Source organism: Ferroplasma sp. Type II, from assembly GCF_000496155.1.
Genome location: NZ_KI542687.1, coordinates 1 through 1,245 on the forward strand (window position 1 = coordinate 1; position 1,245 = coordinate 1,245).

The 1,245-nt window shown below is 35.9% G+C and carries 3 protein-coding genes; 2 read left to right on the forward strand and 1 reads right to left on the reverse strand.

What is annotated here, in order from left to right:
• A partial coding sequence (locus tag AMDU4_RS01800; RefSeq protein WP_021786265.1) for a zinc ribbon domain-containing protein occupies window positions 1-218 on the forward strand: 218 nt, incomplete at its 5' end.
• A 46-nt stretch (window positions 219-264) separates the two neighbouring features.
• Here the strand turns inward: AMDU4_RS01800 and AMDU4_RS01805 are convergent.
• Window positions 265-645: a NifB/NifX family molybdenum-iron cluster-binding protein gene (locus AMDU4_RS01805; RefSeq protein WP_021786266.1), complete on the reverse strand. Its 381-nt coding sequence runs from the start codon at window positions 643-645 to the stop codon at window positions 265-267.
• Between the two features lie 94 nt (window positions 646-739).
• Here AMDU4_RS01805 and AMDU4_RS01810 point away from each other — a divergent pair.
• The coding region (locus AMDU4_RS01810; RefSeq protein ID WP_290703899.1) for a methyltransferase domain-containing protein at window positions 740-1,245 on the forward strand (506 nt) is incomplete at its 3' end.

Here is a 1,245-nt window from a genome sequence, read left to right on the forward strand (position 1 = left end):
ACATGGCAAAGGCAAAGGCTCCAAGGGCAAATATCGGAATGGCCGTTTTTGGAAACGAAAAGAACAAGAATCCATATGAGAATATAAGAGAAAATATGGCAGAAGACAATAATGAAAACCTTCCAGATACTGCATTCCGGTGTCCTCACTGTGGCTACCCAGTTACCGAGGAAATGACTTACTGCCCCAACTGTGGATATAAACTAAGACAAAAATAGGATTATAAACATTATAATTTAATAAAAATTAATTATTTTCATATATTTATTTCAATTCATGGGAATTGCCATAATTGTGTGGTGCTTCATGAGTCGGTAGTGTTATTTCCTCAAGATTGCCATGAATGTAAGATTCCATTGCCTCATCTTCGTTCAAGTTATTGCTATAGTATATTTTTATCTTATTTTTGAGAAAACGTACTCCTGGCTCTCCTATTTCTGCAACTATTATTGCATCCACATTTTTCCCCAGAACCGATTTGAGCATATGTATGCCCCTTGTTGAAGTTGCTTTTAGAGCTGGATTTTCATAACGGTCTATAAGTTTGTATTTTGTGTTTTCTATTTCAAATATATGCACTTCCGCTCCTTCCCCGGGTCCGCTAATATTGCTCCCATTTACAGGTATTCCAACTTTTACTGTCATATATCTATATGCCTGATTAGCATTTAAGCAGTTCTTTTTTTGCTATAGCCTGCAGATACAAAAAATTTAATTCAAATAATATTATTTATCATGCATGAATGAATCGTACAATGAATTTCTGTCAACATGGGAATCACAGCAAAACGCACTCATCGAGATGAGAGAACAACGATTTTCTTTTATGATGAATGTAATTGAAAATTCGCATTCAAAGGTAGATAACATACTTGATGTGGGGTGTGGACCCGGGTCATTTACCATACGGCTTGCTGAGCGATTTCCACAAGCAAGGATATACTCAATAGATTACGACCCTGTACTCTTAAGAATAGCGAAGAATAATGTGTCCAAATACGGTTCAAGGGTGAGAATACTTGAGTATGACCTGAAGGGAAATGAATGGCTCCATGCCATAGACGATGAGAAATTTGATGCCATAGTTTCTACTACTGCATTGCACTGGATCCCAAAGCCTAATTTGAAATCGCTGTATAAAAATTTCTATACTATTCTTAAAAGTGGAGGAATATTTATGGATGGAGACCATTTCAGGAGCAATAATGATTCGGAATATATCCAGAATCTATATTCAAAAATAAG